Origin of the sequence: Neisseria sicca, assembly GCF_003044565.1 — a bacterium.
In the GTDB taxonomy this organism is placed as follows: domain Bacteria; phylum Pseudomonadota; class Gammaproteobacteria; order Burkholderiales; family Neisseriaceae; genus Neisseria; species Neisseria sicca_A.
Genome location: NZ_POXG01000004.1, coordinates 140995 through 162802 on the forward strand (window position 1 = coordinate 140995; position 21808 = coordinate 162802).

The 21808-nt window shown below is 46.0% G+C and carries 15 protein-coding genes and 2 pseudogenes; 6 read left to right on the plus strand and 11 right to left on the minus strand.

Going from position 1 to position 21808, the window contains the following annotated elements; all coding sequences use genetic code 11:
• Positions 1-74: 74 nt before the first annotated feature.
• Entirely contained in the window at positions 75-1079 is a 1005-nt protein-coding gene (locus tag DBZ16_RS09860; protein ID WP_107813858.1) for a quinone-dependent dihydroorotate dehydrogenase, read from the plus strand.
• A gap of 1219 nt (positions 1080-2298) precedes the next feature.
• Here DBZ16_RS09860 and DBZ16_RS09875 read toward each other — a convergent pair.
• From DBZ16_RS09875 to DBZ16_RS16730, 4 genes are all read right to left on the minus strand, one after another.
• Complete coding sequence (locus DBZ16_RS09875; RefSeq protein ID WP_107813861.1) at positions 2299-2811, minus strand: hypothetical protein; 513 nt, start codon at positions 2809-2811, stop codon at positions 2299-2301.
• A gap of 341 nt (positions 2812-3152) precedes the next feature.
• Positions 3153-3461 carry a hypothetical protein gene (locus DBZ16_RS09880; protein WP_107813862.1) on the minus strand — a complete coding sequence of 103 codons (309 nt, stop codon included), beginning with the start codon at positions 3459-3461 and terminating at the stop codon, positions 3153-3155.
• An 819-nt stretch (positions 3462-4280) separates the two neighbouring features.
• The gene (locus DBZ16_RS09890; RefSeq protein ID WP_070870037.1) at positions 4281-4736 is read right to left on the minus strand and encodes a hypothetical protein; all 456 of its coding nucleotides are present in this window, start codon (positions 4734-4736) and stop codon (positions 4281-4283) included.
• Between the two features lie 25 nt (positions 4737-4761).
• Positions 4762-5319, minus strand: coding sequence for an RHS repeat-associated core domain-containing protein (locus DBZ16_RS16730; protein ID WP_107813863.1), 558 nt, complete (start codon positions 5317-5319; stop codon positions 4762-4764).
• Here DBZ16_RS16730 and DBZ16_RS09900 point away from each other — a divergent pair.
• Entirely contained in the window at positions 5233-5412 is a 180-nt protein-coding gene (locus DBZ16_RS09900; protein ID WP_107813864.1) for a hypothetical protein, read from the plus strand. The genes DBZ16_RS16730 and DBZ16_RS09900 overlap by 87 nt on opposite strands.
• Positions 5413-5638: 226 nt before the next feature.
• Here the strand turns inward: DBZ16_RS09900 and DBZ16_RS09905 are convergent, their stop codons facing one another.
• The 3 genes from DBZ16_RS09905 to DBZ16_RS15940 form a co-directional block, all read right to left on the minus strand.
• Entirely contained in the window at positions 5639-6016 is a 378-nt protein-coding gene (locus DBZ16_RS09905; RefSeq protein WP_107813865.1) for a hypothetical protein, read from the minus strand.
• Positions 6017-6044: 28 nt separating this feature from the next.
• On the minus strand, positions 6045-11888 hold the full coding sequence (gene vgrG, locus DBZ16_RS09910) for a type VI secretion system tip protein VgrG (RefSeq protein WP_107813866.1): 5844 nt from the start codon (positions 11886-11888) through the stop codon (positions 6045-6047).
• A 354-nt stretch (positions 11889-12242) separates the two neighbouring features.
• Entirely contained in the window at positions 12243-12986 is a 744-nt protein-coding gene (locus DBZ16_RS15940; protein WP_205836789.1) for a hypothetical protein, read from the minus strand.
• 161 nt (positions 12987-13147) lie between these two features.
• On the opposite strand from DBZ16_RS15940, the pseudogene DBZ16_RS09920 reads away from it, so the two are divergent.
• Positions 13148-13393: pseudogene (locus DBZ16_RS09920) on the plus strand (IS1595 family transposase); the annotation flags it as partial.
• A 60-nt stretch (positions 13394-13453) separates the two neighbouring features.
• On the opposite strand, the gene DBZ16_RS09925 reads toward DBZ16_RS09920, so the two are convergent.
• The 3 genes from DBZ16_RS09925 to DBZ16_RS09940 all read right to left on the minus strand — a co-directional run bounded on the left by DBZ16_RS09925 (position 13454) and on the right by DBZ16_RS09940 (position 17281).
• On the minus strand, positions 13454-14395 hold the full coding sequence (locus DBZ16_RS09925; protein ID WP_107813867.1) for a hypothetical protein: 942 nt from the start codon (positions 14393-14395) through the stop codon (positions 13454-13456).
• 458 nt (positions 14396-14853) lie between these two features.
• Positions 14854-16176 (minus strand): murein transglycosylase A, encoded by a 1323-nt coding sequence (gene mltA / locus DBZ16_RS09935; protein ID WP_107813868.1) that lies wholly within the window; start codon positions 16174-16176, stop codon positions 14854-14856.
• Between the two features lie 307 nt (positions 16177-16483).
• Entirely contained in the window at positions 16484-17281 is a 798-nt protein-coding gene (locus DBZ16_RS09940; protein ID WP_070515056.1) for a DsbC family protein, read from the minus strand.
• 257 nt (positions 17282-17538) lie between these two features.
• Here DBZ16_RS09940 and DBZ16_RS09945 point away from each other — a divergent pair, with 257 nt between their 5' ends.
• Both DBZ16_RS09945 and DBZ16_RS09950 read left to right on the plus strand, forming a co-directional pair.
• Positions 17539-18204, plus strand: a complete 666-nt coding sequence (locus DBZ16_RS09945) for a hypothetical protein (protein ID WP_107813869.1) — start codon at positions 17539-17541, stop codon at positions 18202-18204.
• A 45-nt stretch (positions 18205-18249) separates the two neighbouring features.
• Complete coding sequence (locus DBZ16_RS09950) at positions 18250-20418, plus strand: primosomal protein N' (RefSeq protein ID WP_107813870.1); 2169 nt, start codon at positions 18250-18252, stop codon at positions 20416-20418.
• Positions 20419-20481: 63 nt separating this feature from the next.
• Here DBZ16_RS09950 and DBZ16_RS15945 read toward each other — a convergent pair.
• Positions 20482-20607: pseudogene (locus tag DBZ16_RS15945) on the minus strand (IS5/IS1182 family transposase); the annotation flags it as partial.
• A gap of 170 nt (positions 20608-20777) precedes the next feature.
• Between DBZ16_RS15945 and gluQRS the strand changes: the two are divergent.
• The gene (gluQRS, locus tag DBZ16_RS09965) at positions 20778-21665 is read left to right on the plus strand and encodes a tRNA glutamyl-Q(34) synthetase GluQRS (RefSeq protein WP_107813872.1); all 888 of its coding nucleotides are present in this window, start codon (positions 20778-20780) and stop codon (positions 21663-21665) included.
• Positions 21666-21808: the final 143 nt, after the last annotated feature.

Below are 21808 nucleotides of genomic sequence, written 5' to 3' on the forward strand. Positions count from 1 at the left end.
ACTGGTTTAAAGTTAATCCACTATAACAGTTTCGGGTAAAATACGGCAGTTTGCCAATCATCCGAAAGAATCCCATGTATTCCTTAGCCCGCAGCCTGTTGTTTAAACTTGATGCCGAAAAAGCCCACCATTTCACTCTCGACGCGCTCAACAAAGTTTATAAACTCGGTTTACTTCCGATTTTTGACAACCGAACCAAGCCCGTCAAACTCATGGGCATCAACTTGCCCAACCCCGTCGGTCTTGCTGCCGGACTCGACAAAAACGGCGAATACATAGACGCATTGGGCGCGCTCGGCTTCGGCTTCCTCGAAATCGGCACGGTAACGCCCAAGCTGCAGCCCGGCAACCCGCAGCCGCGCCTCTTCCGCGTTCCCGAACACCAAGGCATCATCAACCGCATGGGCTTCAACAACCACGGCATCGACGCCATGATTCAAAACATCGAAAAAAGCCGTTATCAAGGCGTATTGGGCATCAACATCGGCAAAAACGCCGGCACCCCCATCGAAAACGCCGCCGACGACTATTTAATCTGCCTCGAAAAAGCCTACGCACACGCAAGTTACATTACCGTCAATATTTCCTCACCCAACACCAAAAACCTCCGCGCACTGCAAGGCGGCGACGAACTGAGCGCGCTGCTCGAAGCCCTGAAAAATAAACAGGCGCAGCTTGCCGCCGCACACGGAAAATACGTCCCACTCGCCGTCAAAATCGCTCCCGATTTAGATGAAGCACAAATCGAAGACATCGCCCACGTCGTCAAATCCGTCGAAATGGACGGCATCATCGCCACCAACACCACCATTGACAAATCAAGCCTCGGCAGCCATCCGCTCGCAGGTGAGCAGGGCGGTTTAAGCGGTCTGCCCGTGCGCGAAAAAAGCAACCAAGTGCTGAAAACATTGGCGGGACACATAGACGGCAAGCTGCCGATTATTGGCGTCGGCGGTATTATGAACGGCAAGGACGCCGCAGAAAAAATCCGCCTCGGCGCAACCGCCGTCCAAGTGTACAGCGGCATGATTTATAAAGGTCCGGCATTAGTGAAGGAATGTCTGGCAGCGTTGAAGTAAGGGAGGCTTTTAAGAAAAAAGGTCGTCTGAAACCCAAGATTGGGTTTCAGACGACCTTTTTCAAATGAATTATTGTAAATAATTTTAGGATTTTCTTAGGATGCAATTTGAATATATATTCACATATATGACAATAATAATTATATATACCATTAGGATTAAACCTTAGAATGGAAAATATATTGAAATCGCATATAATTATGCTTGTTAGTATAACAATAATATTTTTTCTCTTGCAAAATAAGATGAGGATGCAACAAAATAATCCAATTATTCCGCTTAGTATTTCTATAAAATATAAAAAAAATATGCCATATATTCCTAAAATAAGTTTTGAAGTGATAAATTGTATAAATATTATCAAGGCTGGTATTGTAAATATTATTTGTAATAATAATATTTTATAATAGCTTTCCGTATTGAAATATTTAGTCATATTATTTAACTCCATCATGTTTCTTTAACTGATTGTAAAGATCACTAGTGCTTCCCAGGCTATCGATAAATCCCCAAAATCCATGTGTATAAATCTTAAAACTTTTATAGCCAATAGGATGCATAATATTCTTAGAAATTCTACTTTAAATTTTATCCGTAATGCCTGTCCCAGCTTTTTACTATCAGGATGGGGCTTTACATTAAAACGTTACGATTTTTATTTAGGTATATTCTCATAACAAATAAGCAGGTTGGAGTGTCATTCAACAAGGTCATCAAATTACCTAAAAATGTTAGGCTCCCAGCCCCTTTACCTGTTAATCAGGTAAAGAAATTAGATTCAGTTTTAAATTAATCAACCAGATTATGAGAACAAATAAGGTTCCGTAATACATTCCATACATGAAACTCCTCAATTGACTTGTTTTTCTTTCGGTATGAATAAATCCTCCAGAGAATAATAAACAAAATAAAAATATAAAATAAAAAAATGGTTCATGAATAAGTAGCATTAATAGAGTTATTGTCCATATTGCAGTATATATATAAAAATAATTACGGAATATAAAATTTCTTTCGAAGAAATTCATATCTTTCATTCTTTTTCTCAGTTCTACGTCGTTTTTCCACTCAATAACAAGAAAAATAAAAAGAATGAATAAAGCAATACTTGGCAAGTAGATATTAATAAGAGAATTGATGTCCATTTTTTAGTATGTGTAGAAAATATAATGATTTTTTTGCATGATAAACCTGAGATGAGACTTGAATCCGAAGTAGTCTAATGTGTTTTAACAGTATTTGAAGGACAAAGCGCTAAAGCTTCCTTGGATCGGAGTGATGTAAACATATAATGTACTAGATCAGGATTGTTTGAATAGTATTCACTGACCAAATAAGGAGAGTTGTTTGAATAAAAATAACAATATAATTTACCATTATCCAAAAAAGGTTGTATTTGGGAAGTTGGAATATTGAAGTCTTTTAAATAGTCTATTCCTTTAGAAGTTATAGGATAAAGTTGAGAAAGAGGTATTTCATCCGCTTTATTTGCTTCAAAAATAACGATCATTCCATTTGTTTCAACAAAAGTCCTCAAGAATATATTGCGACTGCTTTTGGGAAAAATATCAATATACCATGAAAATGACTTAGAATTTAAAAACTCATCAGGAGTTTTGTAATAATCATCAGCATGTTGATCATAGCTGAACATTAATATCAGAAATGGTATAAATATGATTGCAGATAGTATGCCTAAAGATATTAAAGATAATTTAATAAATTTCTTCATGGATGCACCTTTTAAAGACGAATTGCTGTTTTAATCAAAGGACTGTCACGGATAACTAAGGAAATTCAGTTCAAAGCAGACTTATTACTATGAGGAAAAGCCTCTAAGCTCGTACGAGCTAAATAATACATCGAAACGATTTGTTGCAGGTGTGATTACCAGAGTAGCAAATAGCAGCCCGCATTGTGAACGGTATTTGAGGAATGTAGTTGCTGCTGAATTACATTTTTCGAGAAACATTTAGATTGGAATAAAACTCAGGTTTTCGTGGTTAAAAGTCCTAGGTATAGCCTGAAGTAGATACTTTCCAATTTTCAATTGAGTCAGTCATTTAAATAAATTCACATATGAATTCCAAGGCATATAAACCCTAAAAGAAACCATAAAAATAGGGATGTGGAAACGAATACTTTCCCTAAGATTTTCTTTCTCAAATTTAATCCTTTGGCAAATAAAACGACTATTAAGCCTAAGAAAAATATGAGAAATAATACCCCTTGTAGTATGCCTGTTTTAAAAATGTAGGGGAAGCAATATGGCAATCCGATATACCCTGCTTTCAGAAAAAGATAAATGGTGTCTCCGAGTGCCAAATATATAATCAAATAGGGAAAAAGAAGTGCCAATAGCCAATAAAATAAGTTTTTCATGTATTGTTCTTTCTTGTGGCGTTGAGATTCTTTATAGGCTGTAATCTAGATCATTAGCCACATCTTTGCTTTTCAGTGTTAGAGAATGTATTTTAGGTCGTCTGAAAGTTTTTCAGACGACCTTTATTTAAATCTAATTTGCACTTGCTTATTTGGATTATGCTTGTTATTTAGTGAATGATTTTAAAAATATAATCACTAACCAAACACATGTAATATCCATAAAAAGAATTGCAGGCATATGAACTTAAGGTATATGCACTGAATAATAATGTAAATATACTTATGGATACCGAAATTGGTAAGGTTTTCATATTTCTTATAAAGAGTAAATTTATCAGAGTAGCTACTGAAAACAGACTTGCAATATAGCTTGATAATTTAATGAATGTAAGTAAATATGAAAATAATTCTGCATCCATCACTATTGTTATTTTTATGAGCCATATGGTCAAAAATATCAATGACGGAAGATTTAGCAAAATTTGAGCAATCAGTAAGAAGTAATTTTTTTGCTTCATTTTATTTAATATTTTCAATTTGATCATGAATATCTTTAGTTTACTCCTAGCTATCCTAATAGTATGAAAAACCATCTGTATGGCTTATAACCTCTATAATACGGAGCCCTACCCATAGGGAAGTAAGTCATTCCAACCTTTACACTTATACGAAAATGAGAATTTTGTATTTCAGTATCTGAATTAGATAACAAACTAACCATTTTCTTTATAGCAATGTTAGCGCGACTGTAAGTACATAAATTAGGTCGTCTAAAAGTTTTCAGACGACCTTTGTGAAGGTTGGGTTTTAAAATTGCTATTTTTCTTTACATTTTAGATCTATATACGCCCAAAAATCTTGATTTAGTTTCTCTTGTTCTTTTTGTGTTAAATGATCAATACCAATCCTATTAGATAATGGCATCTTTTGATTAGATTCTTTTAGTAAGCAACTAGAAAAGCTAAGAATTTTTCTTAAATCTAACTTACTATACTGCATATTCTTTCTGGGTTGATTAAAATAGTCATCATAAATTTCAACAAATGCCAAGTTCATGATGATTAGATTGTCAATGCTGCTTAAATTATCCAATTGTTTAGAGTCAATTGCCTGATTTCTGGATTTAATCAAAAAAACTATATTATTCAGATGATTGAGTTTTAATGTTACTTCAAAATTTTCTTGATCCATAATATCCTGTTGATTTTGCTTATCGGCATATGCAGCAACAGAAAATGAAAACATTAAAATAAGTAATAATATTTTTTTCATAAGAAGATTCTCAATGATTCTATAACTATAACACATTGTGTTGTCTATAACATTCTTCTTGACAGAGTGATGGCAAAAGAGTATTTCTTTGTTTCTGTGACTCAACAATACAACATGCTGTACATACTTCCAATGTATTAGGCTTTATTTGTTTTGTGCACCGATTGATAGGCTCTTCTAATGTCCACTTGCGGAATATCTTTATCGGATTTAGACCAGAATCAGGTTTTGGAGCCTTTCCATAATTCCCATAGCCTATTTCTTTATTTTTGTGATCAATACCGATAATGCTTGACGAACAACCTTTAGCATTATTTTTATCACATGCAGTAATTACCTGTTTGGCTATATCTGGTGTAGTCTCCCATCCTAAAACATCAGTCCACCTCGATATATTGAAAGCATAAATATACAAACTTTCTCCACCGGCTAATCTAATCGGATCCTGCTGCGTAAACCGTCCAATCTCCGGATCATAGTAGCGGAAGAAGTTGTAATGCAGCCCGGTTTCTTCATCGTAATGCTGATTCTGCAGGCGGAAGGGTTGATGTATATCCAGTTTCAGACGACCTTCTTGGGTCAGTTTGCCCCAGCCGCTATAGTCACCGCTCTAAACAATATTGCCTTCTTCATCGGTCATCTCGCATGGGATGCCGGGTTCTCTTGTCTGACCTAAAGTTTTATAGGAAGTAATCTGGACATTTCGTTACCTCTTTAATCTTCGGTGCCGATGCAGCTTGGGCTTCTTTGCGGTATTTTTGTGACAGGGACAGCCATCTTGTAGAGACTAACTTTTGTTATCGCCTGACAAGGATGTATTTTAGGTCGTCTGAAAACTTTTCAGACGACCTTTGTGTATATATTATGTTTTCAACTCAGCCTGTACTTACTATTCAAGAAAGTTAATCGGTTACTTCTTCTAATGACCATTTTTCGTTAATTTTTTTAATTAGAAACTCTCGTTTGTGATATTCCCCATTCAGTTCAGTATTTTCATTTATTCTTATGTATCTAACACTGTTGTCCTCCTTATTAAATTGAATACCTATGCGGGTTTGAGGATTCGGAGTGCCATTATCAATGCCAATTGCACTCAATCCATTTTCAGTTCTGAGCATTTCTATATAAGAATTGCTCTGTTTGTTTTCAATTACTATATGGGCGTGCTTATCTGTGGGTCCTTCTTCTTCATGCTGACTCCAATTAGTAAATTGGTTTTTTCCTGAATGGCAAGCCGAGAGAAAAAGTACAAATAGCAACATTAGTCTATTATTTTTCATGTGATTTCCTTTGAATTTGATTGATAAATCATTTTTTTCCTTTAATTCGATTCAATTCTGCCCAAGCATCTCTAGGACAATCGTTGTACATTTTTTTTAACGTTAGATATTGATCTTCACTACACTTGCCAATATTATGACATTTTGTCACTTCGATATGAAAAGTTGCATTTACCCCACTTTCTGCTATTACAGGATCTGCAAGAGCTGTTTCTAATCCAAATATAGTACCGAAAAATCTACTCACAGTACCCCATCCCCCGGTTATACGAGCCGTCCCAGGAGCATGTTTAACAGTTTGGGTAATGCCTCCGGCAGCTGAAATAGCATTACCAGACTGTCCCACAGCATAACCAGCCGCGGTTGGAACCCCTTTACTAGTTACGGGTTGGCAAGCCAAACCTAAGTGATCGAACCATTCCTGAATATTAAATCCAAATGCATATAAATTTAATCCTCCCAGTAACCCAATAGGATCCTGCTGTGTAAACCGCCCAATCTCCGGATCATAATAGCGGAAGAAGTTGTAATGCAGCCCCGTTTCTTCATCATAATGCTGATTCTGTAGGCGGAAGGGTTGATGTATATCCAGTTTCAGACGACCTTCTTGGGTCAGTTTGCCCCAGCCGCTATAGTCGCCGCTCCAAACAATATTGCCTTCCTCATCGGTCATCTCTCGCGGGATGCCGATTTGATCGTTGTGGTAATACAGGATTTCTCTTGCCTTGTCTGAGCCATTGTAGGTGGTGATTTGGGCAAGGGGTTCATAGTTTCGGTCTTCGGTATAAACATAGGTATAGGTGCGGTCTTTATGATATTCCTGTAGCAGGCGGCTGCCGTCCCATAGGTATTGGATTTCGTTGCCGTCTGGATGGACTTTGGCTATGCGGCGGCCCATTGGGTCGTAGCGGTAGCGGTATAAGACGGCGTTTTGTCCGGGGCGATAGATTTCGGCTTCGGTCGGTTGATTATCCGCATTGTAGCGGTAATGTTGGATTTCGCCATCATGCTGCTGTTTTTCGATCAGGTTGCCCAACGGGTCGTAGCGGTAACTGATGCCTTTGTATTGGGTAAGGCGGTTGCCACTGATTCTGCTTCCGTCGGTAAGGTTGTGGGCAGGGTCATAGCGATAGTGCTCGTCCGCGCTTTGGCTAATTCTGCCCAGTGCGTCATAGGTGTAATCCCTGCTGCCGTTGGTTTGGTCGTCGGTACGGACGAGGTTGCCGGTAGTGTCGTATTGGTAACGGCGACCGATAAGGACGGCAGGGTCTGCTTTGTTGTGGCTGTTCGGTTGGGCGATTTGTTGTTTCAGACGACCTAATGGGTCAAGTTGAAATTGGGTATTCAACTTGCCGATAGTCCGCTCGATCGGGCGATGCAGGGCATCACGCTCGATGTCGGCAAGGGTGGTGCCGTCTAGGTTAATATGGTGCAGGTGTCCGCTGCCGTAATACAGGCGGTTTAAAACTTCACCTGTCGGCAGGATGGTTTGGGTGCGGTTACCCAGTACGTCGTAACGGTGTTCGGTAATCTGTGCAGCAACATCTTTGGATTGTGAACGGCTGGTACTGGACGTAATAGGTTCATCCAAGTGAATGAGCTGTTCTTTAATCAGTCCGTTGTGATCATAGCCGAAGCGAAGCTCACTATGGGCGTTGTGTGCTTGGATCAGACGGTTAAGTTTGTCATAGCGGTAGTGGGTGCTCAGGATTTCTCCGCCGTCCAGATGACTGTCTTTCTGACGGATACGGCCGATACGGTCGCGGTGGTAGGTGATCGTCCGTAGCGGGCGAGTACGCACGTCAATGTTCCCAGACGCGTATTCTTCTTCGCGTATGAGTTCGCCGGCAGGGTTGTAGGTGTAACGTGTCATTTTGCCGTCAAAGCCGGTCTCGCGGATCAGGCGGTCGCGCTCATCGTATTCGAAGGTATAGCTGTCGCCGTTTTCGTTGACGAGGGTTTTCAGACGACCTACGGAATCGTAACGGTATTGGAATGCACCACCCAGCGCGTTGTAGCGGATGGTTGGTTTGTTGTCATTGTCGTAATCGTAGGCGGTACGGTTACCTTCGGCATCTGTCAGAACACTCAGTCGACCAGCGTGATCGTAGCTGAAGTGTTCGCTACTGCCATCCGGATAGTCGGTACGCAATGGTTTCCTATTTTGGTAATGGTAGCGCGTGGTGTGACCGGCTGCATCGGTAATACTTTCGAGTTTGCCCTCATCGTTATAGGTATAGCGGGTTTGCTGACCGGAACAGTCGGTTTGAGTGCTCAGGCGGTGGTGCTGGTCATATTCGAAAGTATAAGTATTGTTTTTTGCATCGGTAATTTGGGTAATTTGCCCATTTTCGTTGTAACGGTAACGGGTTGTATTGCCTTTGCTATCACTTTGGGTTGCAGGTAATCCTTGTTCGTTGTACTCAATCAGGGTCTTTTGATTGTGCGGGAGGGTAATCTCTACCGGTCGGCGTTCTTGGTCATAACGAATGTGCTGATTTTGCCCACCTTCTCCGCCAACAAAGGTCAGCAGCCCGCATTCGTTATAACGGTAGCGGGTTTCACGTCCCATTTCATCAGTAATTTTAATGGGTCGGCCCAAAGCATCACGTTCAGTCAAAACGCTACTGCCATCTGCAAAGACTTTTTTAACGACTTCGCCATGATGGTCGTAATAAAGGTGTTCACTACGTCCTAATGCGTCAGTGATTTGGGTATGTCCGTCGGCATAGGCAAAACGCCACTCTTCGCCATTGTCGGTATGGCTGCGCAATACCCGGCCTTTAGGGGTATAGTGGTCGTATTGATAGTAGGTATTTAATCCTGCTGCAGTTTGGTGACGGATCATCATATGGCGGCGATAACCGAAACGTCGGTGAACGAAACCTTCGGTATCTTCTACTGCGACAAGATCGCCGTTGTCGTCATAACGGTAACGGACAAGAAGTTCCCGACCTTCAGGTAGGTTATCGTTATAGCTACCCATACTGATAAGGCGGTAAACGGGGATCTGCGTTAAAGGGCTGAGATTGTCAAACTCGAACCATATCTCACGTCCCAGTTCGTCAATAACGGTATGCGGCAAGCCGGTATCTTCATTGTAAACAATGCGATAACCATTGCCATGGCGGTCGCTTACCTGTATCAGGGCGTAAGTGCCATTACCACTGCCACTACGATCGGTGTCATTCAAGTGTAGTGGTGAAAATCTATGCCTGTTGCTACCGTCCAGATTACTGATTTGATAGCTGCCATTATCGATTCGTTCGAAGATGATTTGTTCTGCTTCAAACAGAACCTGTCCTTCATCTTCCTCCAGTTCTGGCAGATCAAATGTACGTCCCTGATTATCGGTATAGGTAAAGCGACCGTCTTTGCGCTCTAGCTTGGCGCTCAATGTGGTGCGCCAACCGCTACCCAGCCAACTTTCTTTCAAATCAGAAAAATAGCTACGACTCCATACAAACGGCACCAATCCATCAAAAGCAAAATCAGTTTCATCCGGTAAAACTTTTATGCCTGAAATAGGATTGACAGGACGACCAATTAATTCGGCAATTTTACAAGGGATACAGGTTTTATCGGTTTTTGCAAAACCATTAAAGAAAAAGCTATCAGAACCGCCTACAGGCATTGCAGGTGCTTTGACGCGAACAATCTTAGGAGAAGCAAGAATAATTTCACCATTTTTTAATTTGATATAGCTTCCGCCTCCGCCACTGATCATTACCTCATCTTGACCGACGATCATTACTTTGGCAGTACTACTGGTCAGCTCAAGGTCTTTTTTTGCGCCAATCTGCATCTTGTTATTTTTTGCCTGTATTTCAACCTTGCCTTGGGCTGCATGGATTTTAATGGCTTTATTTTGTGCAAATAGGTTGATGCTTTTTAGAGCGTGTGCAGTAAAGTTCTTGCCGGCACTGATATTACTGTCCTGCATGCTGACCCAGTGGATATGTCCTTGCGCTGTATTCAATATGCTTTGTTTGGTGCTGGCGGCCAGACCGTCAGGAGCGGAAATGACGATTCCCGATTTTTTCAGTTTCTTTAAGTTGCTGTTGATGTGGTTTGCTTGAGCAATGCTTTCTGTTGCAGTATTGCCCGCACGTTTGGCAGCAGTATCTAGTAATTTGGCAGCAATCAATGCTTTTCGCATGCGTCGTATCGCTTTGCCCATCTCTAGAACTTCGCCTTTTGCACCTCCCTGAGCATCCGAGCTGACGAGTATGCCTTTCCCTGCCCGCACTGCGCCCCAGCCGTCGGTTCTGAGTTCGAAGCCTTCGCCGTTTTCTCCGCGTTTGTTGCGACTTGAGTCGACAATGTGGCCGAGGTTGAGTTGGGACTTCTGGTAGTCGGTGGCGAGTTTGATGTGTTCCTGACCTTTTTGGTCTTCCATCCTGAGTTTGTTGTTTGCCCAGGTACGGATGACGTTCCTTGTGTTCCAATCGGCAGGGATGTGGTCGGGATGGGCGCTGTCGTGCATGACGCCGGAGATATACGGACGGTCGGGGTTGCCTTGGACGAAGGACAGCATGACTTCGGTGCCTTCGTGTAAGGGGAAGTGGATACCGTATTCGGGACCGGCATAGGGTTTGGCCAGTCGGACGGGACGGCTTTCTCCACCGGGACTCCATTCGTCCAAATCAAACGGCAGTTTGACGCGGTAGCGTCCCATGTCGTCGATGTAGGCGTAGGTGCAGTTCTCCGCCGCGGTCACCCGTGCGGGCAGTGTGCCGGCGATATGGGGGCGCGGTGTGGTGCGTTCGGGACGGAAGGCGAGTTGGGCGGGGACGGCGGTAAAGGTATGGCTGTAGGCGCTATCGCGGCTGCCGCTGTGTTCCATACTGAGTACCAGCCAGCCGTCGGGTGCTTCGGGGAAAGCAGTATCGGTTTGGAACACTTTCATCGGCGCCATAGAGACGACGTTGCCGCTGCCGTTGGCGACGGTTTGGCGGCAAAGGAAGGCTTCGTTCAACAGGGTCGTCTGAACTTTGGCTTCGTCGGAGGTTTTGGGATGGAGGCCCCAGTTTTGCTGTTTGCCCAGTAAGACGGTATTGTCGGCTGACTCTTCGGATTGTTTGTTGTCGGTTTCGGCAAAGAGGTCGGTATCGGCGGTGCGGTAGTTGTAGTCGGCACTGCGTATGCCTTCGACGATGGGGTTGTGACGGATGCTTAAGTTGAATAATGCTTCGGTACCGACGCTTTCCAGTCCGGCATGGGGACGGTAGGAAATGGGTAAGCTTTGGTCGCGGAAGTAGTGTTCGGGACTGTCGCCGAAGACGACCACATCGCCATGTTGTTCATTCTGCTCGAAGGCATACCAAATGCCTTCTTCCTCACACAGACGGTTGATAAAGGCGAAGTCGCTTTCGAGATACTGGGTCACATACTCGCGGACGGTGTAGCTGCGGCTTTTTTGGAAACGGTAGTCGACGCCGGAGAAGCCGTGGTGTTTGAAGACGGCGGCAACGATATCGGGGACGGTTTGGTTTTGAAACAGTCGGGAGGATTGGAAATGTTTTAAAGCCGCGAAACGCGGCTCTAAAACAAAGCGGTAAACGGTTTCATCCTTAGATACCGACAACTTCTCACACGAAGTCACGATGCCCTGCCATTGTTTCGCCGGAGGCTCGTCTGAACCGGCTGCGAAGGCGGCGGCGACTTCGGACAATACGGCCTCCTGCGGACGAATTTCAAACGCTGCTCGCTGGTTGAGGTAGGAAGACAGCGGCAGGGAGGAATCGGTGGAGGTGGCGGTGATTTCGACGCGGTAGGCGGTGTTGGCGGCTTCGGAGGCGGTGAAGGATTTGACGGAGAGGGAGGGGGAGAAACGGGCGAAGGTGAGGTGGTAGGATTGGCGGGCAGTCATGGCGATCTGGATGATTTATGATGAAAGTTTAAACATAAATCAAAAAAGCGAATAAGACAAACGGATAATGATGAACGGTAAAAATGTTGTATAGATGGTTTTTAAAGTTCTGAAAATAACAAGGATGATGAATGAAAGAGGTTGTTTGAAAGTTTTTCAGACGACCTCTTTCAAAGTTGGGTTTTCAACTCAACCTATGACTGCTGTCTTTATTTCAAGAAAGGTTTCGAAATCAGGTACATGCCATTTTTACGATGGACCCCAAATAACCAAAGGGACATGTAAAACAAGATATAAATTTAGATGATATTAATCAATATTGAGTTTTAAAACAACCTAGATTTACTATTTAATTTATGAAGGATATAGTTTACTACCAATTGGATTGTCTCCATTGTGATAGATGTCTTTATAAATGTAAATGATCGAGAAACCTTTAGGATAATTTAGTTGCATTTTTCTAATATGTTCATCAAAAACTTCAAATTCCATGATTACATTGGAATGGATAATAGAAGAATATTTAAACGATGTATGTAAGGTTGGTTTATTGCTGTAATTTGAGTTATAAATTCTATATTTTGTTTCTATCTTTTGTAATTTTATGATTTTTTGTCTTTCGAAGTCTTTCTCAGATATAAAATTAGACAAATTATATGTAGTATCAAAATATAAAGTTAAAAATGGGTCTTTTTGGAAATTTTGAGGTATCATTAGGGTTACTTTTGATTTTGTAAGGATGTATCTTTTAAAGCCATTTTTTTGAATATCCTCCTCAATCCCAATACCTTCTTTTTCCCATTTTTTAATATCTTCCTCATCTAATATTTGATCATTCATGACCCCTATTGCTATATTCAACATATAAAAGAAGTTTTCTTTTTCAAAAGCAATTTCTTGGCTATTCATATGAACCTCACTTTTTGTTACTTTATTGATTGGAGTTAATAGCTTAGTATCAGGCTTCTGTTGTCTGTTTTCTAAAAATGTATCAGTACGTTTCTCCTTCACTCGGTTCTTTTGCTCATCATGTTCGGACTGAGTGCAAGCAATAAAAAATAAAAAACAACAAGATAATGTGATTTGTTTAATTTTCATAATATATCTCTTAGAAATGTTAGCTACCCGTTACAGACCAATGAGGATTATCTCTCTTTCTTTTTGGGGCTGTACTAGATTAGCAGATATGTTATCCTTAAAATATAAAGATAACGCTCTGAAAATTAAAGAAAAAAGCATGGAATAGCTACTCTGTTTTTGTGTTCGAAGTTACCGCCCGTTCTGCTGCCGATATTTTGGGTATCCATCCCAATTCGGCAGTCCTGTTCTAACGCAATATCCGCATGGTCATCAGCCATTATCTAGCCTTGGCTGCTGATGAAGTTTTTGAGGGTTCTATCGAGTTGGACGAAAGCTATTTCTGCGGACGGCGCAAGGGTAGATGTGGTCGTAGTGCAGCAGGAAAAGAGGTTGTCTTTGGTGTTCTGAAACGCAACGGACGGGTTTGCCAGATACTTCAAGATATTGGATTTCACCCTAATCTACGCTTGTTCGCTCCATATCAATCAACGTGAACCGTCGCGCGGGAGCGCTACTAATGGGGAAGCAGGCGGGTCTTGATAGCTTTCGTCGATCTCAAAGCCTTCTGCGCGGGCTTTGTCTTCCATTTGTTTCCTTTCCTTTGATCTTAAGCGGAGCTCTTTATCCAAGGCTTCGCGGTAGCCCGGTTTGCCAAATTCTTCTTGTACATGCAACCGGAGGAAATCCCAATATGCCTTTACGGTAATTTGCAGAGCATACTGACCGTTGCCGTATTGGTCACGATACTGCTCCGAGCCATCCTTACCAAGCATAAACTCCACAAGCACACCCTCCGCATATAGAGTCCCTATCTGAGCTAAGTTGGGCAGTTTCTTCCATTCCTCAGGGGTTAGTTCAATAGCGGTGGGAATGCCGGTTATCGGTTTTGCTTTAATTCTACCGCCTTCCACTTCAAAAAAGGCGGCGGCATTTTTACGATCGCGCTTAATCCTTGGGTCGCTGAGGTAAATCAAATCTGTCCAACCGGCTTGATGCATCTGCCTGATCAGATTATAGAAATTCTGTCTTGCTTCTTCGTCACTGATGTTGCTGCTTTTGCCGAGGCTAGAAAACATGTCAAATTCATCAATACCTAAGAACGGGTTATGACTTCCATTTTCATATGCGGTAATACTGCTTACATGAGGTATTTTAAAAGTATGTCTACCATGTTCAAAAACAACGGTTTTTTTCTGATTAAAGTCTATTTCATATTGATTGACATTAAAAAACTCTGAGTCGTCAGAAGGCCCTTCATAATTTTCGGGGAATCTGTTAACAAAATGTTTGCTGGATTCCGGCAGGGTAATGGATACCGTGTCAGGTAGGTTGTCTTTGGGTGTTTCTTTTGACAGGGGAATACAACCTCCTGATAAGAGGATGATGGCGGCGAATGAAATGATTTTATTTATCCAATTTTTAGGCATGGTTATCGTCCGTTTTTTGTGATTTAAATCTGTATCAAAGGTGGGAGCAAAGACAATAAGGCAACTGCCAATAATAATTTTTTCATTTTTTGTTTATCTTTGGGTTAGAGTCTATTTTTTAAAATACGGCTAGATGAAAGTCTGAACATAAATCAAAAAGCCCAAAAGGAAAAATGGGTGATGATGAGTGGTAAAGATGTCGTGTGAATGGTTGTTTGATATAGTGGATTAACTTTCAACCAGTACGGCGTTGCCTCGCCTTAGCTCAAAGAGAACGATTCTCTAAGGTGCTGAAGCACCAAGTGAATCGGTTCCGTACTATCTGTACTGTCTGTGGCTTCGTCGCCTTGTCCTGATTTAAATTTAATCCACTATAAGCGCGGGAATGGATAGGCTGGATATGAAAAAGGTCGTCTGAAAACCGTTTTTCAGACGACCTTTTGACTTTTTAGCCGATTTTAAGGCTGGTAGCTGGGTTTCATGCCGTTGGGCAGGAGTTGCCAGACGTAGCCTGTGGTTTTCATTTTGCCGGCAACTTCGCCTGCTTCGTCGCCGTAGCCCCAGAAGTAGTCTACGCGGACGGCGCCTTTGATGGCGCTGCCTGTGTCTTGCGCCATGATGAGGCGGTTGAGGGCTTTTTTGGTGGTCGGATGAGCGGTGGCGACAAACAACGGTGCGCCCAAGGTGATGTAGTGGCGGTCGATTGCGCCTGCGTATTCACCCAAGAGCGGGGTGCCCAATGCGCCGACCGGTCCGGCTTCGCTGCTGCCGGTCAGTTCGCGGAAGAAGACGTAGCTGGGGTTTTGTCCCAAGACTTCGGCGAGGCGGCCGGGGTTTTGCTTCATGTAGGCTTTGATGCCCTGCATGCTGGTTTGTGCGAGGGGGAGGTAGCCTTTGTCTGCCATGTAGCGTCCGATGGAGACGTAGGGGTGTTCGTTTTTGTCGGCGAATCCGACGCGGATGTATTTGCCGGACGGGGTTTTCAGACGACCTGAACCTTGGATGTGCATGAAGAAGAGTTCGACGGGGTCTTCTGCGTAACCGAGGATGGGGGCTTTGCCGTTGAGCGCGCCGCCGTTGATTTGGTTGCGGGTGTAGTAGGGGACGAAGCGGCTGCCTTCAAATCTGCCTTTGAGGGCGGTGCTACGGGCGGTAATGGGGAATTGGGACAGGTCGGCGGTGTGTGTGCCGCTGTTGTCGATGACGCCGCTGTTGGCACCGGTTTGGCGGATGCGGACGGTGGCTTTGCTGCCTCTCAAATTGGCGGACAGTGGGACGGAAACGAAGTCGTTGGGGATGCCGTAGATGGGGAAGCGGGCTTTGCTTGTAGCTTTGTCATCGCCGAGCAGGACGGGCTCGTAGTAGCCTGTGATGGTGCCGGCGGGGTTGCCGTTGTTGCTGACTTGCCAAGGGGTGAAATAGCGTTCGAAGAAATGCTTGGCTTGGAAATGGTGGACGGGCGTCTGCATGGCTTGGGCGCACACGTCTTGCCAGCCTGCGCGGTTTTTGAGTTTCTCGCAGCCTAAGCGGAAGGATTGGAGGCTTTTGGCGAAGTGTTGGGTGCTCCAGTGCGGCAGTTCTTGGTGGGACACGACGGTGTAGGTCGCGCCACCGCCGCTGACGGTGGTGCCGACGGGGTCGGGCGTGCCGGTCGGGCGGTCCGGGCCTTTGACGGTGGTGGTGTCGACTTCGGGAAGGTTTTTGATGCGTTTGCTCGGGCAGGCGGAGAGGACGGCTGCGGCGATGGTGAGGAGTGTGAGGCGGTATAGGTGTTTTTTCATAATGTTGTCTTAAAGATCGTCTGAAATCTGCCGTTGGATGGCGTGAAATCTATAAGCTGCTGCGCTGACTTGCTTTGAGACGCAAGCTGAACGATTTTCTTGCGTCTTCGGCTTGCGGGCTCGGATTGCTTCTCGATTGATTTCATGTTGGAAGAACAGATTTGCAGGCGGGATATTTGGTCCGTTTATTCAAGAGCTTGGGATTTTAACACAGTTTGCCTGCCTGCTTCGGCGGTATGGAAAAAGGTCGTCTGAAAACCTTGTATATCGGTTTTCAGACGACCTTTGCCGTATCTTGAAGCCAATCTTATTTCTGATTGTCTTCGATGATTTTTTTGAGGTGCGGCATGGGGCTGTATCCGCTTTGGCTGCGGCCGTTCGGGAAAACGAGGGTCGGCGTGCCGTTGAAGCCGAATTGTTCGCCCAAAGAAGTGGTCTCGGCAACGGGATTTTCGCAATTGGCTTTGCCGCTCGGGAATTGGCCTTTGCGCATCCAGTCGGTCCAGGCCTGGGTCGGGTTGGGCTGGCACCATAGGATTTCGGCTTTACGCGCGGCATCGGGGTGCAGGCTCGGAATCGGCATCATGAAGTTGTAAATCGTGATGTCGGTCATTTTTTCAAACTCGTGTTCCAAGCGTTTGCAGTATGGGCAGTCGGGATCGGAGAATACGGCGACTTTCAGCTTGCCGTTGCCGCGCACTTCTTTGATGGCTTTGTCCAAAGGCAGGGAGGCGAAGTCGATTTTGTTCAAATCAGCGGCGCGTTCGTCGGTCAGGCTTTTGCGCGTGTTGACGTCGATGAGGTCGCCGACGAACATATAGTCGCCTTTGGCATCGGTGTAAATGATTTGTTTACCGCTGACAACGACTTCATAAATGCCTTGAATAGGGGTTTCGCTGACGCTGATGACTTTCAGGCCTTGGGATTCGTAAATTTTTTCGAGGCGGGCTTTCAAGGCTTCGCCGACTTTGCCTTGCACGGGGGCAGCGGGCTTGGCGGCGGCAGAAGAGGGCGCAGCATTTGCTTGTGAAACGGGTGTTTGCCCGCACGCAGTCAGCGAGATCAGAGCGATGGGGGCTAAGATTTTGATTAATTTGGTTTTCATTTTTAAGTATAGGCGTGTGTCAAGAAAACTCCATTGTATCAAACCTCTGTCATGCCTGCATTGTATTGAGGCTCAATTTATCGTCTGAAAATAGCTTTCGGCTGTTAAAATACGCAAAAAAATGATTTGCCTGCCTGTATGATCTACCACCGCATCGCCGTAAACATATGGCTAAGCGGACTTCGGGCCGGTTTGAGGTCGTCTGAAAGATTTGCTGCGGGCAACTGAAAGATTTTATCGACACTTTGAGAGAAAAGATGAACCAACAAGAATACGCTGAATATCTGTTTAAGCTGCTGGGCGAAGAGCCACGGGCAGCAGATAAATATAATGGCTGGGAAGATTATTTCTATGGTTTGTTTCAAGGTTTCATGCCCGACGGAGAAGGTGTGGCTGCGGTGTTTGAGCCTTTGGAAAAGGGGCAGGAATTGCTGGCGCGCATCATGCCTGTGTATCAAAGCACTACCGAACACAACCAAGAAATTCTCGATAGCGGCTATATTCCCGGTTATTTCTGCCCGCCTGCGCAAGATGAGGCAGAAGTGAGACAGACGGGCGAGCGTTTGCTGGAAGGTCTGCGCGAATTTGCTCGCTTTGTTGAAGACGAAGAGCTGATTGCAGCCTTGGCAGCGATTAAACAGATACGTTTTGGCGAGCCTGCGGAAGAGTTTAATGATACTCAGGACTTGTTTAGAGAAGCATTTGGTGAATGGCGGATTAGCAATACAGATTACAACAGCCCCGAACAAGTGTTAGACGAAGCCTATTATTCTATAAATTGCGATTATTACCTGTCCGCCTATCTGCAATACCCGCTTTACCGCACCAAGCCTGACAGCGATTTTCTCCGTCCTTATTTCGATTTGTGGAGACAGGGCTACGGCTTTACTTTGGATGAAGACTGTTTGTATTTGCGCAAATAGCTTCCGTCTCTTCAGACGGCCTCAAACCATTTTTCCGACCACGCCATGATCTACCACCGCATCGCTGTAAACGTGCCGCTTTCAGACGGCCTTTTGACTTATTCCCATTCCGAGCCGCTGCCGCAGGGAACGCGGGTGTTTGTGCCTTTCCGCAACAAGACCGTGGTCGGGATTGTGTGGGAAACGGATATTGCGCCCGATATGGATGCGGCGCGGATTTTGGGCGTTCAGACGACCTTTTCGGACGAGCCGCCGCTGCCTGAAAGCTGGCGTGATTTGCTCTCGTTTACGTCGCGTTATTACCACTATCCGACGGGGCAGGCGGTGTTTGCCGCACTGCCGCAGGGTTTGAAGGAAACGCGCGCGGTGGAAATGCCGCAGCCGCCGTTGTTTTACGCGCTGAACGAAGCGGGCAGGGCGCAAACGCCGCCGCCGGCGCGGTTCAACAAAAAAGCGGCTTTGTGGGACGCGCTATTGTCGGGCGGGATGACGATGGCGGCGTTGAAACAGGTAAACGCGCAGGCGGCGAAATTGATTGAGGATTGGGCGGAGCAGGGTTGGATTGAAACTGCGGAAGCGGCGAAACCCGTTTTAAGGTCGTCTGAATTTCAGCTCAACGCCGACCAGCAGAAGGCTTCCGATGAAATTCAGACGGCCTTTGGCAGCTTCCAGCCGTTTCTGCTGTACGGCATCACCGGCAGCGGCAAGACCGAGGTGTATTTCGATGCGATGGCGAAAGTGTTGGCGCAGGGGCGGCAGGTGTTGTTTTTGTTGCCCGAAATCAACCTCACGCCGCAGCTTTTGAAGCGGGTGGAAAACCGTTTCGCCGACGTGCCGACTGCTGTGTTGCACAGCCAGATGGCGGCAGGCAGGCGCACGCAGGATTATCTGCGCGCCATGTTGGGGCAGGCGAAATTGGTCATCGGCACGCGGCTGGCGGTGTTCACGCCTTTGCCTGATGTCGGGCTGATTGTGGTCGATGAGGAACACGACGGCTCGTTCAAACAGGACAACGAATTGCGCTACCACGCCCGCGATTTGGCGGTGTGGCGGGCGAAGCAGAGCGGCTGCCCCGTTGTGTTGGGCAGCGCCACGCCCAGCTTGGAGAGCTGGCACAAGGCGCAAAGCGGTGCGTACCACCTGCTGCAACTGACCGAACGCGCCCATACCGCCGCGCAACTGCCGCAAGTGGACATCCTCAACGTAGGCCGTCTGAAACTCGACAACGGCTTCTCACCGCAAGCCTTGCAGCTTTTGAAACAGAATTTTGAAGCGGGCGGCATGTCGCTGGTGTACCTCAACCGGCGCGGTTTTGCGCCCGCGCTGTTTTGCGGCGACTGCGGCCATACCTTCGGCTGTCCGAACTGCTCCGCCAAAATGGTGCTGCACCAACGCGCCCGCCAACTGCGCTGCCACCACTGCGACCACCGCGAACCCATTCCGTTCAAATGCCCCGACTGCGGCAACCAAGACCTGACCGCTGTCGGTCACGGCACGCAGCGCGTCGAAGAAACCCTGCGCGCCTTCCTGCCCAAGGCAGCCGTCGTCCGCGTCGACAGGGACAGCACGGCGCACAAAAACGACTGGGCGGATTTGTACCGCCGCATCGCCGACAATGAAATCGACATTTTGGTCGGCACGCAGATGCTTGCCAAAGGCCATGATTTCGCGCGGCTCAATCTTGTTATCGTATTAAACGCCGACGGCAGCCTGTATAGCGCGGACTTTCGTGCGCCGGAAAGGCTGTTTGCCGAGCTGATGCAGGTGTCCGGCAGGGCGGGGCGCGCCGACAAACCCGGCAAGGTGTTGATACAGACCGAACTGCCCGAACATCCCGTCTTTGCCGCCGTCAAAGCGCAGGACTACGCCGTGTTTGCCGAAAACGAATTGAACGAACGGCAAATGTTCGCCATGCCGCCCTTCGGTTTCCAGACCGCCGTTCGCGCCGACGCGCCGCGCGTTGCCGATGCGATGGAATTTCTCAACGCCGCCAAAGAAACCCTCGCCCCGCTTTTGCCCGAAAGCGTCTCCCAGTTCGGCGCCGCCCCCATGCTGATGGTGCGCCTCGCCGAACGTGAACGCGCGCAAATCTTCCTCGAATCAACATCCCGACAGGATTTGCACCGCGCCGTGAGTTTGTGGGTGCAGGTGTTGCAGCAGAACAGGGACGGCAAAATCCGATGGTCGGTGGATGTGGATGTGCAGGAAGCGTAAGCGGGATAGGGAAGGGGTCGTCTGAAAAAGTGGAAGAGGCATTTTCAGACGACCTTTTTGTTTAAACCGTCTTGATGGTTTGTATAGTGGATTAACTTTAAACCAGTACGGCGTTGCCTCGCCTTGCCGTACTATCTGTACTGTCTGCGGCTTCGTCGCCTTGTCCTGATTTAAAGTTAATCCACTATAAAAAGCGGCAAGGTTAGGATGGGCAGGGTTGCGCCTGCATTGAAAAACAGTTGAGCCTTCACAAAAGCCCTACGATAAAATACGCGGCATGAAAGCCTGATGCTGCGCCGCAGTTTGCAGTTTAGGCTTTGCTGACATATCGCCCATTTTGAGTTCCATACGGAGTTTGCATGTATATAGGACGCTTTGCCCCCAGCCCTACCGGCTTGCTGCACATAGGCTCGCTGCTGACCGCTTTGGCTTCTTATGCCGATGCGCGCGCCAACGGCGGTAAATGGCTGGTGCGTATGGAAGACTTGGATCCGCCCAGGGAAATGGCGGGTGCCGCCGCGCATATTTTGCACACATTGGAAGCGTTCGGCTTTGAATGGGACGGCGAAGTCGCCTATCAAAGCCGACGGGAAGGGCTGTATCAAGAGGCATTGGGTCGTCTGAAAAACGCAGGGTTGGTGTATCCGTGTTATTGCAGCCGTAAAGACTGGCAGGCGGCGGCAACGGCGGGGGCGGATGGATTTGTGTACAACGGACGTTGCCGCGTTCCGGCGCAAAGGCCTGAAGCGAATGGGAAAACGCCTGCTTGGCGGATTGCCGTTCCCGACAGGATAATCGGTTTTCAGGATGGGATTGTCGGCTATTACGCCCAAAATCTGGCACACGATATCGGCGATTTTGTTCTGTTGCGTGCGGATGGTTTTTGGGCGTATCAACTTGCCGTGGTCGCGGACGATGCCGAACAAGGAATCACGCATATCGTGCGCGGACAGGATTTGCTGGTGTCCACGCCGCGTCAGATTTATTTGCAGCAATGTCTCGGCGCAAACACGCCGCATTACGCGCACCTGCCTTTGCTGGTCAATTCGCAGGGGCAGAAATGGTCCAAGCAAACGCTTGCTCCCGCTTTGGATTTGAACCGGCGCGAAGCGCTTTTGCGGCAAGTGATGCGTTATCTCGATCTTCCCGATGCGCCCGAGGTTGACCGCCCCGAAGAATTGTTGGCATGGGCGGTTTCACATTGGGATATACGGACGATACCGTTTCATGACATAGTCACGGAGTAAATTTGTAAATTTGCAACAAATTACTTGAGGTATTACTTAAATTTTTTAATTTTTGTAAGTAATCGCTTGTTTTTTGGATAAAGTTAACAGAATTAAGGTATATTCCTAAACACCTCCAAACCACTTTCATTTGAGATGAATGT

Bases quoted from the DNA above. Each gene is read 5' to 3' on its own strand.
- DBZ16_RS09940 (WP_070515056.1), bottom strand. From the start codon at position 17,281: ATGAAAACCAAATTAATCAAAATCTTAGCCCCCATCGCTCTGATCTCG.
- DBZ16_RS09925 (WP_107813867.1), bottom strand. From the start codon at position 14,395: ATGCCTAAAAATTGGATAAATAAAATCATTTCATTCGCCGCCATCATC.
- vgrG (WP_107813866.1), bottom strand. From the start codon at position 11,888: ATGACTGCCCGCCAATCCTACCACCTCACCTTCGCCCGTTTCTCCCCC.
- DBZ16_RS09900 (WP_107813864.1), top strand. From the start codon at position 5,233: ATGCAGCCCGGTTTCTTCATCGTAATGCTGATTCTGCAGGCGGAAGGG.
- DBZ16_RS09945 (WP_107813869.1), top strand. From the start codon at position 17,539: ATGAACCAACAAGAATACGCTGAATATCTGTTTAAGCTGCTGGGCGAA.
- DBZ16_RS09875 (WP_107813861.1), bottom strand. From the start codon at position 2,811: ATGAAGAAATTTATTAAATTATCTTTAATATCTTTAGGCATACTATCT.
- DBZ16_RS09880 (WP_107813862.1), bottom strand. From the start codon at position 3,461: ATGAAAAACTTATTTTATTGGCTATTGGCACTTCTTTTTCCCTATTTG.
- DBZ16_RS15940 (WP_205836789.1), bottom strand. From the start codon at position 12,986: ATGAAAATTAAACAAATCACATTATCTTGTTGTTTTTTATTTTTTATT.
- DBZ16_RS09905 (WP_107813865.1), bottom strand. From the start codon at position 6,016: ATGAAAAATAATAGACTAATGTTGCTATTTGTACTTTTTCTCTCGGCT.
- DBZ16_RS09890 (WP_070870037.1), bottom strand. From the start codon at position 4,736: ATGAAAAAAATATTATTACTTATTTTAATGTTTTCATTTTCTGTTGCT.
- gluQRS (WP_107813872.1), top strand. From the start codon at position 20,778: ATGTATATAGGACGCTTTGCCCCCAGCCCTACCGGCTTGCTGCACATA.
- DBZ16_RS09860 (WP_107813858.1), top strand. From the start codon at position 75: ATGTATTCCTTAGCCCGCAGCCTGTTGTTTAAACTTGATGCCGAAAAA.
- DBZ16_RS09950 (WP_107813870.1), top strand. From the start codon at position 18,250: ATGATCTACCACCGCATCGCTGTAAACGTGCCGCTTTCAGACGGCCTT.
- mltA (WP_107813868.1), bottom strand. From the start codon at position 16,176: ATGAAAAAACACCTATACCGCCTCACACTCCTCACCATCGCCGCAGCC.